Source organism: Niallia sp. Sow4_A1 (assembly GCF_052116745.1).
Classification (GTDB): domain Bacteria; phylum Bacillota; class Bacilli; order Bacillales; family Cytobacillaceae; genus Niallia; species Niallia hominis.
The window spans coordinates 59,721-73,811 of record NZ_JBQKKM010000005.1 but is presented as its reverse complement, the minus strand read 5'-3'; the positions used below and the strand labels follow the sequence as shown (position 1 = coordinate 73,811).

Genomic DNA, 14,091 nt, shown 5'->3' with positions numbered 1-14,091 from the left:
AACCACTTTTCAAGAAATTAAAAAATGATTTTATTGCCCTTCATTACCTGTTAAATTAGTTGACGGCTTTTTTTCCTTCCATTTTTTTAGTTGAATTTCACTTTCTTCATAAGAGATTGTATAACCCACAAATACACCATAAAGGGCATATAAACATGCGGAAAAAATGATTGTATCCCTTTTCAGCTCTAGAAATGGGGCCATGCTTGGAAATATAGGGTTTAAAATGACAAAAACACAAATAAACAATGCAATCCCATATCCAATTCCTATATAGATGGTTTTAAATTTCCTTAGCATCAAATAGTAAGCAAATGCTGCTCCAGTTGAAAAAAAACCTATGAAGACGATACTGATTACCGTTCCAAGCCAGCCATATTTCCAACTACCAATCGCCCAAGGCTCTAAGAGGATATTAGGGCGTATTTCTGTAAAATGAAAAACATATCCTATGTACCCAATAAGCGACCAGAATATCCCTCCAAACATGCCTGTCCAAATTACTAAGGCGATAAAAGACATCGGTCTTCCTTTTTCATGTGATTGTTGTTGATTATCCATAATGTCCACCTCCAACCCTAGTATGTCCCAATCCTTTTCTTTCCTTGCATGTTTATCTTAGCGTTTGATTAAAAGGTTCATTCACAAAGGATGGGATGTCTTGCTAGTGGTTTTTTGAATTTTTTAGTAATATAGTATTAGGGGATATACAACCATAAAAATCTTACAGATGAAAAAATTAAGTTGTTTTCACCTAAATTATCCTGAGGTTGGTGCTGTTATACATGTCAAGTGAACAAAAACCATTATACGGAGGTCAGGCAGTTGTAGAAGGTGTGATGTTTGGTGGAAAACATCATTATGTCACAGCCATAAGACGCAAAGATCAGACTGTTGATTATTTTCATCTTCCTAGAACGTATAATACCAAGCTAGCAAAATTAAAAAAAATACCATTTTTACGAGGTATTATTGCCATTATTGAATCAAGCGGAAATGGAACAAAGCATTTAAATTTTTCAACGGATCGCTATGATGTTGATCCTTCTGAAGATTATAAATTGGAAGAACAAGAGCCTTCTAAAGTATCCATGATTTTAGGAGTAGCAGTTCTTGGTGTACTTTCCTTTTTATTTGGAAAATTCATTTTTACGCTTATTCCGACTTTCCTAGCAGCTATGTTTATGCCGATTATTTCTGGACATGTTGCGCAAATACTATTAGAAAGCTTTTTTAAGCTAATTCTTTTACTTGGATATATTTATTTTGTCTCACTGACTCCTATTATTAAAAGAGTCTTTCAGTATCATGGTGCTGAACATAAAGTTATTAATGCATATGAAAGTGGGAAAGAATTAACAATAGAAAATGTACAGTCGGCTTCAAGGTTACATTATCGCTGTGGATCAAGTTTTATTCTGTTCACGGTAATTGTTGGGTTATTTCTCTATTTATTTTTCTATCCAGACAACCTTTTAGACAGAGTACTTATTCGTATTGCTTTGATTCCAGTCGTGCTTGGAATTTCCTTTGAGGTATTACAGTTTACCAATAAATTAAGAAATGTCCCAGTTTTAAAATATCTTGGATTGCCTGGTCTATGGCTACAATTATTAACAACAAAAGAACCAAGTGATGATCAAGTGGAAGTGGCTATACTTTCCTTCTCCGAATTAAAGAAACGCGAGGAAGAAACGGAAGCACAGGTTTCAAAGACAGTTGTTAAATAATTTATAAAAGAATCTTCCCTATTTATATAGTTTTATTACCGTTTAAAAATCTTTTTTCTGAAAACTTTTTCTTGTGAACAATTTGGCTTTTTTTGAATAAACTTTTCTTAATAATAGTTTAAAAGTTAGAAAAAATGCTCATCATGCTTTTAGGGAGGTGGCTTTTTGAAGAACCGATTTTCAATTATCTTATTTGGGAGTATTTTTCTCCTTGCTTTCATTGGCTTAACTACTAGTTTAATAAAAAATCCTGCTGGATTTTTTCTAAACATTGCTGTCATTGTTGCTGTAGGTGCTATTATTTGGTTCATTTTCCGCCATTTCAATACAACTAGTCCGCAAAAAAGAGAGCAAAGAGCTTTTCTAAAAGCTGCAAAGAAATCAAAAAAACGGCTACAAACAAGAGAAAAGGTACCAGCAGGACAGCAGCAACATTCAACTAAATCCTCTTCCTTAAAAGCCAACAAGCATAAACGTAGTAAAAGCACTGCACATTTAACTGTTATTGAAGGGAAGAAGAGCAAAAAAAAGAATCGGGCTTCTTTATAGAGGGCTCGATTCTTTTTTGCTATATAGATAGAGCCTTTAGGATATAGCCCCATCATGTTTTAATAAGCCCATTTTTCAAAAAATTTCGTAGCACAATCTCTTCCTAACTGTATTAGTTTTACTTGATCTTCTTTTGTAAGTGCAAATTCTGTTGCGAGTACCCCCTCTGTTGGAACAAAGATAATATTTTTCTCATGCTTCCTGGAAATATAGCGGGAATCATGTGCATCTTTCATCGTTTCAAACATTGCTGCAAATAAATCAATAGCATTTTTGATTCTATGCTTTGGATGCTCCCTTATACTATGACTTAATTTAACTCCTAAAACAGGTCTTGTTTTCAGTACATTCTCTTGATCAAATAACCACATTGGGAAATTACTGAGCACTCCCCCATCAACAATCACATTTTTATTTGACTTATTTCCAAGAGTTACTGGCTCAAAAAAATAAGGCAGACTACAACTCATCCTAATCGCTTTTGCAATCGAAAAAGTTTGGGGATTGATTCTGTATTTCGGCAAGTCGTCTGGTAGAATCATTAATACACCATTTGTAATATCTGAAGCAATAAAGCGTAAAGTTTGTGGGGGTATATCTGCAAATGTTTTTAAACCTTTTACGGCCAATTTACTTTCTATCCATTTTTCCAGTTCTTCTCCTTTATATAACCCTAACTTCCAATATAGAAAAAACCATTTTGCAAGTGGAAAAGGAATGAGCAATTGTCGTTCATCTAAAAAGGTACTTAAATCCAAATCCTCCAATAATTCCGCTATTTCTCGACTCGTATACCCTGCAGCAATTAAGGCAGCAACGATTGAACCTGCACTAGTTCCTGCCAACCGAGCAAATTGAAATCCTCGTTGTTCTACAACTTCATATGCTCCCACTAAAGCTAGCCCTTTAATTCCTCCTCCAGAAAAGACCCCGTCTATATACATAAAATTCACTCCTTTTAACAAGCAAATGGGACTTCGAAAGGTTTTTCATTTTTATGGACTCTAGACCTTTATACTCCAATTTAGTATTCGTAATTAGAAAATAGTACAGAAGACAAGTTAAATGTCATTCTTTTATTTATGGTCATCGTATTCACTTTAAAAAGGATGCAGTAAATGCATATTGGGTTTAGGCATTTGTATCAATCAATATAGTGTATAGACACATAAACTAATTCGAAGTAGATAAGTGCAGTATCTTGTTTTGAAGATAAAAAGTAGCGAAGGATGTGCACATTAGCTAAATAATGAAAAAAGAGGAGGATATTTATGCAAAATCAATTCATTTATCCACAAGATATTAGAAGAATACGACCTGGGTTTGGTGGATTTGGCAGACCAGGTTTTGGTAGACCTGGATTCGGTAGACCTGGGTTCGGCTTTGGAGGAGCTGGCTTAGGACTTGGCTTAGGCTTGTTAGGAGGATTTGCAACAGGGGCATTACTTGGTCCAGCATTATATGGAGGATATGGTTATCCACCATATGGTTACGGATATGGCGTCCCACCGTTTGGGTTTTATTAAAATAATGTAATAGTTAATGGGAGCGATAAGCGAACCACCTTTATATCACTCTCCTTAATATAGATTAATCCTGCTTTTATATATATTTAAAGAGGCTGACAATTGCTCAGCCTCTTTCTGTAGCTTTATTCATAAAAGTAATAATTTCAAACTGAAGCTATATTCATTATGACCAATATCTGCGTATTAAAGGCCACATTTTAATTGTGTGTTGCAATTCGTACAAGTATTACATCCACCGATTTCTTCTACTACACCTTTTCGGCATACAGGACAAGTATCGCCTATTTCTGAACCAATCGTTACATTTGTTGATTTTAACTCATTTATCGTATCGACAAGAACTACATGTGGTTCTTGATGCTTTTGTGGTTGTGTTTCTTCAAATGTGTTTTCTTCCGCTTTTAATGTTAGTACTTGACTATCGCGAGAGCCATCCACATAAACGGTTCCGCCTTTTGCACCACCACGATATAATCTTTCATACACTTTTTGAACTTGCTCTACACTATATCCTTTTGGTGCATTTACCGTTTTACTAATAGAGCTATCAATCCATCTTTGAATGATACATTGAACATCAGCATGTGCCTCTGGAGCCAAATCCATTGCAGCAACGAACCAATTTGGAAGATTATTTGGATCTGCTTCTGGATGCGCATCTAAATATTCTTGAACAATATCTGCTTTCACTTCAATGAATTTTCCAAGTCTTCCGCTTCGGAAATAAGAGAAGGAGAAGTATGGCTCAAGACCAGTTGATACCCCAACCATTGTACCTGTACTGCCTGTAGGTGCTACTGTTAATAAATGAGAGTTACGAATACCATATTGAAGAATGGCTTCTCTAATATCCTCAGGCATTTTTTTCATGAAGCCAGTATGAATAAAGGCATCGCGTAGTTTTGCAACCTCTTCCTCTGATTCCGCTTGTAAGAATGGGAAGCTGCCTTTTTCTTTCGCTAACTCAATAGATGCTCTGTATGCAGTTGTTGCGATGGTTTCAAATACTTTATCTACTAAGACATTTCCCTCTGCACTGCCATATTCTGTTTCACAGTAAATCAGTAGATCATGAAGACCCATAACACCAAGACCCACACGACGTTCTCCAAGCGCTTGCTTTTTATTTTCTTCCAAGAAGTAAGGAGTTGCATCGATTACGTTATCCTGCATTCTTACGCCTATTTCCACTGTTTTCTTAAGCTTTTCAAAATTAACTGTTTTGTTTTCCTTATCTGCCATTTCTGCAAGGTTAACAGCAGCTAGATTACATACACTAAATGGAGCTAATGGCTGCTCTCCACAAGGGTTTGTCGCCACAACTTTTTGACCATAGCTAGTAGCGTTTGTCATTTCATTTGATAGTGATAGGTAAGGCTTTGAAGCAATTCTCCACCTTTTCCCCCACTCCACACCGTACGTGAGATTTTCACCTCATACGGCGTTCTATCTAATCCTACTAAACCAAATTTCAACAAGTTACAAGCTTAATAATTATTTATCGAGTATTGTGCAAGTTTTTGAATGCCTCTAAATCAAGATTGATTCATTCTTACATTTCTTACGCAATGCATTTATCTTCTCAATCAGTTTCGAATTCTGATTGAGTTTCCATTTAACAAGGTATTTATCAATCGTTTCTTTTTCAGTAGCATGAAGTAGTCTATGCATGTCTTCATGGATAATTTTGAGGTTATCATACTTATCCGTTCCACCTAAACTTCTAGGCTTTACATGATGACAGTGAACTTCATGTGCTTCAAGAAAGATACCAAGTATTTCACAACATCCATTCCTCATTGAGTAACGGGAAAGTCTATTGTCTTGATATTCGATTGATTGGTCTTGTATCTTGGATTGCATTAGTATTCTTATGTTATATTCGACAACTGGTTGAAGTTTATTGTGAATTAATTTTCTACCTTCATCAGTGTAGACCGAAAGCTTAGGATTAAATTGTCTAGATTCAGTAAAACTTGTAATCCCATGTATAGGAAAGAGATGAACTCCTAGTACCTTCCATGTTTTGAGGTTACTTGAGTAGTATTGATTATAGACTTTACTTGCATCCGTTGGGTGTGCATATTTCCCTCCAACTTGATGTAGTTTACTCCTAGCATAAGGATGAACCTTGTGTGCTATGTCTTTGAAATCTGATGGAACCATACTCCCGTATTTAAAGTAATTTTGTATCCCCATTACATAAGCATTAAAGAGCCTTATGTTATTAACGGTCGTTTCCTTCCTAATTCTAAGAATTAGTTCCTTCATTTTCCTAATGACATCAGCTTTCTTCTTATCAATCATATTTACCCTAACAAGATGTTTTTGTTTCTTCCTAACAGCCTTAATTTTAAATCCCAAGAAATCCGAGGACTTCTTTTTGAGATTTGTAATTTTAGATTTCTCAGGTGAGATATCTAATTTCAATCTACCCTTCAAGTATCCTGCCACTGCATGAAACCATTTGACTGCATTCTCATGATTATTGGTCATAATTTTGAAGTCATCTGCGTATCGAACTATAAAGCCAATCTTCATATTCGAATTTCGTTTCAACATTAAGTACTTCTTTACATTCTGAGAATACTCATGCTTCGTTTCAAAAGTTTCCCATTGATTACTTACCCACATATCTAAATCATGAAGAACAATGTTAGAGAGTAAAGGTGAGAGTATTCCTCCTTGTGGAGTACCTTTGTTTGGAATTCCAATACCTTTTATCGGTGCTTTGAGCATTTTGCTTATGATTGCTAAAACCCTTCTATCATGAATGCCCAAATTCCACATTTGCTTCATGAGAACCCTATGATTTACATTGTCGAAGAATCCCTTTATGTCGATATCTACTACATAATGTAATTGTGAGATATTAACTAAGAAATTCACCCTAGATAAAGCATGTTTTGTGCTTCGTAATGGTCTGAAACCATAACTGTGATTATAAAACTTAGCTTCACAGATAGGTTCAAGAATTTGTTTAAACATCTGTTGAATTAGCCTATCCAACATTGTTGGTATTCCTAAAGGTCTAAACTTGGTATTATCCATTCCCTTTGGAATCATTACTCTGCGTACTGCTTTAGGTTTGTAATCTTTGAGCGAAGTTCGAATGAGATTTATGAATTCTTGCTTATTCATCACTTTATAGTTGTCAATCACATACTTATCTGTTCCAGCAGTTTTAGAACCTTTATTGGCTTTTATGTTTCTGTAAGCTAGTAGGATGTTTCTTTCATCTATGATTAGGTTAAATAGATTTTTGAAAAGATGTCCTTCCTTACTCTTGGCAAATAATTCATCAAAAAACTCTTGCATACCATAATACTCGTTGTGTCTTAGGCTCATATTCGTTGCAGATCACCTGACTTTCTCAGTGATTCCCTGCATTCTTACCCGATCAACGAATTTCACTTGCTTTGTTTGGTTTAATATATTGAATTAGACTTGGGTCTATCCCTCCACTTATTTTCATAAGCTTCTTCGGTACTGTGACCCTACTTTCACAAGGATAAATGAATTTCAGATTAGAAATCCTTATATCAACCACTCGGATGATAGTCCTTGAATGAGTGTTCCTTGCTTACCACGTTCCAATAATTCCTAGCCATATGATTGAACTTAGGTGCTTGCTCTGAGCCTGAGATTATATAGTGTCCTTGTTCACTATATCGTGTTTCATGACAACGGACTTACTCCACGACAATCTCGGTTAAACTGGTTAACCTTCCACCTTTTCAAGCGGATTTCATTCTAGACCCTTTCATTCGCAAGTTCGTCAGTCAGGTTGCTAATCTGACATTCTCACCATATTCACCTTTTTCGGCTGACCGCCTTATCTTCGACCATGACTCTAAGTGAGTTTTAGGTCAAATTCAGACGACTTTACCTAGCTTCATACACTTCATCACTATCATGATTCCATGCATGTAGGAGTCTCATCATAGTGGTTTCAGCTCAACGTGACGGCTTTCATTCCCACTATCGGAATTATCAGTTGTATTTAACATAACTTTTGTTTGTTAAACCCTCTATTTCATACGTTTAAGCCGCACTTATAAGAGAACGTGTCGCACCATTATCAATGAAGAAGATACCTGGCTCTGCAGAATAAGTTGCACAGATATTAATTAAGTTCCATAATTCCTTCGCTTTTATTTTACGATAAACACGAACTTTATTTCCTTCTGCTTCCCATTCTCTTACATCGCCAACTTTATGCCATTCTTCATTATAATGTTGCATTTGCTCCTTATCGTAGCTTTCAACATCAGGGAAACGAAGTGCATATTCTTCATCCTTCTCCACTGCATCCATAAATTCATTTGTTAAGCAGACAGAAATGTTTGCACCTGTTAAAAATTCTGATTGATGAACAGCATAAGTACCGCCGCTTGATAGCTTTTCTTCTGCATCACGGAAAATACTCTCGTTAAAACCACCTTGCCCAGGGATATTTTTATAATTTAGAATTCCTTGATACATAGAACGTTCTTGTTCTGTTAAAGGAGTAAATTTCAATTTATCTTGTGCATATTTTTTAATTGTTTCATCTTGCGTATTTTCAATCAAGAAACGTAAAATACGTGGATTTTGCATTTTCGAAATAATGAATTCAATAATATCTGGATGCCAATCAGCTAGCATAATCATTTGAGCACCACGACGAGAACCGCCCTGTTCAACTAAATGTGTTAATTTCGCAATATCATCTAACCAAGAAACAGAACCAGATGATTTACCATTAACTCCTTTTGCTAGTGTATTACGAGGTCTTAGCGTAGATCCATTTGTTCCAACACCGCCTCCACGACTCATGATTTCCATAACCTGCTTACGATGCTCGGAAATACCTTCTCTTGAATCCTGAACAAAAGGCATTACATAACAGTTGAAATACGTAACATCTGTTCCTGCTCCAGCTCCATATAATACACGACCTGCAGGGATAAAGTTCAAATGAACAAGCTCACTGTAAAACTTTTCGAACCATTCTTTTCTTTTCTCTTCTGTCTTTTCTACAGATGCAAGACCAGTAGCGTTTCGTTTTGCAATTTGCTCATAATAAATTTCCAACGGTTTTTCAATTACATCTAAGGAACGAACAATGACACCCGTTTCTCCTTCTTCTCCTTCAAGAACGCCACGGTAATCTTCTTCCACTAATACCTTCGCTGTATTAAGAATATGGTCAATTTCTTGAATGAACCCTAATCCTCTTGCTGGAAACTTTGGATCTTCTTTAATCGTTAATACAACAAAATCGCCAGCTGATAACGTAATTTTCTCTGTATCTTTATACGTATAACGGTCAAGCATGACAAGTCGAGAAACGCCTTTATGAGTTAGTTTCATATCTGGGGTAATTGGATGAACCTCCGGAAATAAAGCAATATCCTTATTCAGCTTTTCTATATCTACCTTCACACCTTGACTTAACATTACTGACATACACACAACCCCTTCATTCATATAAAAAGTAGAGCAGATACTAATAGTTGTTGAAAAATAATCTTTGTATATAAATCTATAATTAGATATCTAGCATTTTTTTATTAATACCCTTAAACTATCACATCAAACACATAAAATCAACATATAGTATTCACCATAAAAATCAATACCCATATATTGTGTATATTTAAAAAATTACCGATTTGTCAAACACCGAAAAAAAGTAGATTTTAAAGAAAAAGAAAGAGATACATAGATAATTAGACATAAAAAAAGAAATTTCGTCCTTTTTCGCACTTGCTTATTGGAATATAGGATAATCCATTGATATTAGCCTGTTTATCTTAATCTTTTCTCTCCAAAAAAATTTTTCGACATGTAAAAATGATACGAAAGCATTGTATTTTTTCGTTTAAGCAACCATTTTTAAAAGCAATTAAAACACGAAATTCTAATAAAAGAATTTCGTGCTCAAAAATTTAGATCTATTTATCGTCTAAAATTCCATTCATCGCTTTCATATTTTTCTTTCGCGATTTTTTCTACATATTCTAATTCTTCATCAGTTAACTGATAATTATCTAACTGAATATCCAACCCTTCTTCAAAGCCTTTTCTAAAAGCTTCTTTCGCCATCTCAATGGAAATGTTTCTCGATGTTAAATCGTTAATAGCTACCGCTTTACTCTTAAAAGCCTTTTGCATTCTTTCCTTGACGCGGTCATTAGGATACTTAAATAGACGGAATAATTTATCCTCGTCTAAGTCTAATAAAATAGAACCATGCTGCAAAATAACACCCTGTTGTCTCGTTTGTGCACTCCCAGCGACCTTTCTTCCCTCAACTACTAATTCATACCAACTAGGCGCATCAAAGCATACTGCGGATCTTGGACTTTTCAAATTATTTTTTTGTTCTTCTGTTTTCGGCACAGAAAAATAGGCATCTAATTCTAAAAAGTGAAACCCTTTTAATATACCTTCCGAAATGACCCGATAAGCTTCTGTTACTGTTTTCGGCATATTAGGATGTTCTTCTGTAACAATCACACTGTATGTCAATTCATGCTCATGCAGAACGCCTCTTCCACCAGTTGGTCTTCTTACAAATCCAAGACCTAATTCTTTAACCGCTTGTAAGTCAATTTCTTTCTCTACCTTCTGAAAATATCCAATAGATAAAGTAGCAGGATTCCAGCCATAAAAACGAATCACCGGCGGAAAAACTCCTTTAGAATGCCATTCTAATAACGCTTCGTCTAATGCCATATTAAAAGAAGGAGAATGATTGCCTGAATCAATAAATCTCCATGTTTCTTTTACCATAACGAACCCTCTTTTTCTATGTATAATTACATTAAATCCCTACTAAGGATATCAAAAAGAAAGCCTATTTAAAAGTAACTTGCATGGAAATAAATTTAATTAAAGAAATGTTATGGATATATTATAAGTATTTACTTTACTACTAGAAGGGTTGATAGATATAATAGAGATAGTGTAAGTAATTGAAAGGAGAAATGAGAATTGACAATGATTTATACTCTTCTCATCGTTTTAGTCGCATTCCTTGTATATTCAGTGGTTATGTGGCTTTATCAACGTCGCATTGTAAAAACTGTAAGCCAGGATGAATTCCGCCAAGGATACAGAAAGGCACAGTTGATTGATGTACGTGAACCAAATGAATATGAGGCTGGTCATGTACTCGGTGCAAGAAATATTCCACTATCACAGCTAAAGATGAGAAAAAGTGAAATTCGTCCTGATAAGCCAGTATATTTATACTGCCAAAATGGGATGAGAAGCGGAAGAGCTGCTCAGTTTCTTTATCGTAAAGGATATAAGGACTTAACCCAATTAGAAGGCGGATTCAAAAAGTGGACAGGAAGAATTAAAGCAAAAAAATAATAATATTCTAACTAGGAATTATTATATAAAAAAAGCTGATGCATACTTAGACATCAGCTTTTTTCATTTACTTCTTATTTCAAATCTGCTATCTTCTTCGTATAACGAAGGACTGGTTTTCTTGCAGCTAAAGTCTCATCTAAACGACCGATTACTGTCGTATGAGGTGCTTCCTGAACAACTTCTGGTGTTTCTTCTGCTTCTTTTGCAATTTGAATCATTGCATCAATAAAACTATCCAATGTCTCCTTTGATTCCGTTTCAGTTGGCTCAATCATTATGCATTCTTCGACATTTAAAGGGAAATAGATTGTTGGTGGATGATAGCCAAAATCAAGCAATCTTTTGGCTATATCTAATGTTCGCACCCCTAATTTCTTTTGTCTTCTACCACTTAAAACAAACTCATGTTTACAATGACGATCAAATGGCAAATCATAAAATTCAGCAAGACGTCTCATCATATAATTTGCATTTAAGACGGCATTTTCTGTTACAGCCTTTAATCCATCTGGTCCCATTGAACGAATATACGTATAGGCACGTACGTTAATACCAAAGTTTCCATAGTATGGTTTCACTCTACCAATTGCTTGTGGTCGATTATAATCTAAGACAAATTCATCTCCTACCTTTGTCAAAACTGGCTTTGGTAGAAAAGGAATTAAATCAGCTTTCACTCCCACAGGTCCAGAACCTGGCCCACCACCACCATGCGGTCCTGTAAATGTTTTATGCAGATTCAAATGGACAACATCAAAGCCCATGTCTCCAGGTCTTGCCTTTGAAAGTACCGCATTTAGATTGGCACCATCATAATATAATTTCCCGCCAGCACTATGAACAATTTCAGCCATTTCTAAAATATTTTCTTCAAAAAGGCCTAGTGTATTGGGGTTTGTCAACATTAATGCCGCTGTATCTGTACCAACTACTCTTTTTAAATCTTCTAAATCTACTAATCCATTTTCATTTGATTTTACTGTCACCGTTTCTAACCCTGCAACTGTTGCAGATGCAGGATTTGTTCCGTGTGCAGAATCAGGAACAATGACTTTTGTTCGCTCTGTATCCCCATTTGCTTCATGAAAAGCTCTAATCAGCATTAACCCAGTCCACTCACCATGTGCCCCTGCAGCCGGCTGTAAAGTAACTTCATCCATGCCGGTGATTTCAACAAGATGCTGTTGCAAGTCATACATAAGCTCTAATGCACCCTGGATAGATGATTCCTCTTGTAATGGATGGATATGAGCAAAGCCATTGAATCTGGCAACATTTTCATTTATTTTTGGATTATATTTCATCGTACATGACCCTAATGGATAAAAGCCGGAATCTAAGCCATGATTTCGTTTTGATAAAGCAGTATAATGACGCATTATATCTAATTCGGATACTTCCGGAAGTTCTGGAGTTTCTTCTCTTATATAATCATTCGGCAAAAGCTCCGACAGATTAACTGTTGGGATATCCATTTCTGGTAAACTATACCCTATTCTTCCTGGTGTACTGCTTTCAAAGATAAGAGGTTGATTTTGATTAGACATGATACTCCTCCATTTCTGCAACAAATTCATCAATTTCAGCTTTGGTACGCAATTCCGTTACGGCAATTAGCATATGGTTTTCTAGTTGTTCAAACTCTCTTCCTAAATCATAGCCACCAATCATTCCTTTTTCTAATAACGCACGGTTAATAGAAGATATGGAAGTATTACATTTAATAAGAAATTCATTAAAGGATGGCCCTTCATAAACAATATCAAAGCCTGCTTCCTTTAGTTTTATTTTAGCGTAATGTGCTTTTTGCATATTGGCAATGGCCATTTCTTTCACACCATGCTTTCCAAGTGCTGTCATCGCAACAGATGCAGCTAATGCATTTAGGGCTTGGTTTGAGCAAATATTAGAAGTGGCTTTATCACGGCGAATATGCTGCTCCCTTGCCTGCAGGGTTAATACAAATCCTCTTTGGCCATTATCATCTATAGTCTGGCCGACTAAGCGCCCAGGAACCTTTCTCATTAACTTAGAAGTTACAGCAAAATAGCCACAGTGCGGTCCTCCAAAGCCCATCGGAATACCAAATGGTTGTGCATCTCCTACTACTATATCAGCTTGGAATTTCCCTGGTGGTGTTAATGCTCCTAAAGCGAGTGGGTTGCTTGATACGACGAATAATGATTTATGCTCATGAATAATTGCTTCTAAATCTTTTAATGGCTCCACTCTTCCAAAAAAGTTTGGGTATTGAATCATCACTGCTGCAACTGTATTATCGATCATCGTCTCTAAAGCATCTAAATCTGTTATGCCTTTCTTATGTGGAACCTCTACAACTTCGATATACTGACCCTTTGCATAGGTTTTAACAACTTCTTTTGCTTCTGGATGAATGGCGCTTGATAAAAGAATCTTTTTTCGTTTCGTCGTCCCTGCACTTAACATCCCTGCCTCTGCTAATGCAGTTGCTCCGTCGTACATAGAAGAGTTAGCTACGTCCATTCCTGTTAGTTCACAAATCATGGTCTGAAACTCAAAAATAGCTTGTAATTCCCCTTGTGAAATTTCCGGTTGATACGGGGTGTAGGCTGTATAAAATTCGGAGCGTGATAGAACATGGTCTACTATAACAGGCGAATAGTGATCATAAACTCCAGCTCCAAGAAAAGATACATTCGCTTTCGCGTCAGCATTTTTTTGGGATAGCTTTGTTAATTCTTTCAATAATGCAGATTCACTTTTTGCAGGCTTGATTTGATAGCTTCCTTTAAAACGTACTTTTTCTGGTATATCTGAAAATAATTCATCTACTGAATTTACACCAATTTTTTCAAGCATTTCCTTTTGATCTTGTTCTGTCATCGGTAAATAGCGATGCTTCATTCGTTTTTCCCCCAGTCATTAGCCCATCT

The 14,091-nt window shown here is 35.8% G+C and carries 10 protein-coding genes and 2 pseudogenes; 4 read left to right on the top strand and 8 right to left on the bottom strand.

Annotated features, from left to right (window positions below; all coding sequences use genetic code 11):
* Positions 1-30: 30 nt before the first annotated feature.
* Positions 31-561, bottom strand: a complete 531-nt coding sequence (locus tag ACTQ5K_RS04465) for a YqhR family membrane protein (protein ID WP_031535277.1) — start codon at positions 559-561, stop codon at positions 31-33.
* A 224-nt stretch (positions 562-785) separates the two neighbouring features.
* Here ACTQ5K_RS04465 and ACTQ5K_RS04460 point away from each other — a divergent pair, with 224 nt between their 5' ends.
* Positions 786-1,730: a DUF1385 domain-containing protein gene (locus ACTQ5K_RS04460; RefSeq protein ID WP_031535278.1), complete on the top strand. Its 945-nt coding sequence runs from the start codon at positions 786-788 to the stop codon at positions 1,728-1,730.
* A gap of 165 nt (positions 1,731-1,895) precedes the next feature.
* A complete protein-coding gene (locus tag ACTQ5K_RS04455) occupies positions 1,896-2,279 on the top strand; it encodes an SA1362 family protein (RefSeq protein WP_031535279.1) in 384 nt (127 codons plus the stop codon).
* 59 nt (positions 2,280-2,338) lie between these two features.
* Here ACTQ5K_RS04455 and ACTQ5K_RS04450 read toward each other — a convergent pair whose 3' ends face one another.
* On the bottom strand, positions 2,339-3,223 hold the full coding sequence (locus ACTQ5K_RS04450; protein WP_251629791.1) for a patatin-like phospholipase family protein: 885 nt from the start codon (positions 3,221-3,223) through the stop codon (positions 2,339-2,341).
* A gap of 327 nt (positions 3,224-3,550) precedes the next feature.
* Between ACTQ5K_RS04450 and ACTQ5K_RS04445 the strand changes: the two genes are divergently transcribed.
* The gene (locus ACTQ5K_RS04445; protein WP_349204664.1) at positions 3,551-3,805 is read left to right on the top strand and encodes a spore coat protein; all 255 of its coding nucleotides are present in this window, start codon (positions 3,551-3,553) and stop codon (positions 3,803-3,805) included.
* 186 nt (positions 3,806-3,991) lie between these two features.
* Here the strand turns inward: ACTQ5K_RS04445 and ACTQ5K_RS04440 are convergent.
* The 4 genes and pseudogenes from ACTQ5K_RS04440 to ACTQ5K_RS04425 all read right to left on the bottom strand — a co-directional run.
* Positions 3,992-5,167, bottom strand: a pseudogene (locus ACTQ5K_RS04440) (hypothetical protein); the annotation flags it as partial.
* A gap of 171 nt (positions 5,168-5,338) precedes the next feature.
* Positions 5,339-7,126 carry a group II intron reverse transcriptase/maturase gene (gene ltrA, locus ACTQ5K_RS04435; protein WP_231512498.1) on the bottom strand — a complete coding sequence of 596 codons (1,788 nt, stop codon included), beginning with the start codon at positions 7,124-7,126 and terminating at the stop codon, positions 5,339-5,341.
* A 759-nt stretch (positions 7,127-7,885) separates the two neighbouring features.
* Positions 7,886-9,259, bottom strand: a pseudogene (locus ACTQ5K_RS04430) (vitamin B12-dependent ribonucleotide reductase); the annotation flags it as partial.
* A gap of 492 nt (positions 9,260-9,751) precedes the next feature.
* Positions 9,752-10,588, bottom strand: a complete 837-nt coding sequence (locus tag ACTQ5K_RS04425) for a lipoate--protein ligase family protein (RefSeq protein ID WP_031535292.1) — start codon at positions 10,586-10,588, stop codon at positions 9,752-9,754.
* A gap of 207 nt (positions 10,589-10,795) precedes the next feature.
* On the opposite strand from ACTQ5K_RS04425, the gene ACTQ5K_RS04420 reads away from it, so the two are divergent.
* Positions 10,796-11,173 carry a rhodanese-like domain-containing protein gene (locus ACTQ5K_RS04420; protein ID WP_031535294.1) on the top strand — a complete coding sequence of 126 codons (378 nt, stop codon included), beginning with the start codon at positions 10,796-10,798 and terminating at the stop codon, positions 11,171-11,173.
* Between the two features lie 74 nt (positions 11,174-11,247).
* On the opposite strand, the gene gcvPB is transcribed toward ACTQ5K_RS04420, so the two are convergent.
* Both gcvPB and gcvPA read right to left on the bottom strand, forming a co-directional pair.
* Positions 11,248-12,723, bottom strand: a complete 1,476-nt coding sequence (gcvPB, locus tag ACTQ5K_RS04415; protein WP_251629797.1) for an aminomethyl-transferring glycine dehydrogenase subunit GcvPB — start codon at positions 12,721-12,723, stop codon at positions 11,248-11,250.
* On the bottom strand, positions 12,716-14,062 hold the full coding sequence (gene gcvPA, locus ACTQ5K_RS04410) for an aminomethyl-transferring glycine dehydrogenase subunit GcvPA (RefSeq protein WP_441993757.1): 1,347 nt from the start codon (positions 14,060-14,062) through the stop codon (positions 12,716-12,718). The genes gcvPB and gcvPA overlap by 8 nt, the downstream gene beginning before the upstream one ends.
* Between the last annotated feature and the right edge of the window lie 29 nt (positions 14,063-14,091).